The organism is Denitromonas iodatirespirans, assembly GCF_018524365.1.
In the GTDB taxonomy this organism is placed as follows: domain Bacteria; phylum Pseudomonadota; class Gammaproteobacteria; order Burkholderiales; family Rhodocyclaceae; genus Nitrogeniibacter; species Nitrogeniibacter iodatirespirans.
The window spans coordinates 1-221 of the sequence record NZ_JAEKFT010000195.1 but is presented as its reverse complement, the minus strand read 5'-3'; the positions used below and the strand labels follow the sequence as shown (position 1 = coordinate 221).

Annotated in this window: 1 protein-coding gene; it reads right to left on the bottom strand. The window is 70.1% G+C overall.

The genetic code is table 11. From position 1 onward, the window contains the following. Positions 1 to 221, bottom strand: a 221-nt coding sequence (locus I8J34_RS24530) for a hypothetical protein (RefSeq protein ID WP_214364233.1), incomplete at both ends; no start/stop codon positions are given.

Here is a 221-nt window from a genome sequence, read left to right as displayed (position 1 = left end):
GTGACCACCACGGCGATGGCGTCGAGCACCGGGGCGTTGCTGCTTTGCACGTTCGGGTCGTAGGTGTAGCTGACCAGACCGGTGGCCGGGTTGAAGCCGGTGAGCACGAGCGTGCCCTCGCCGGTGTCGATGCTGACCGGGGTGGTGCCCAGGTTGCCCAGTTCGGCTTCGCTGACCACGGTGCCGCCGACCGTGAGGCTTTGCAGCCCGGCCGGGGCGCC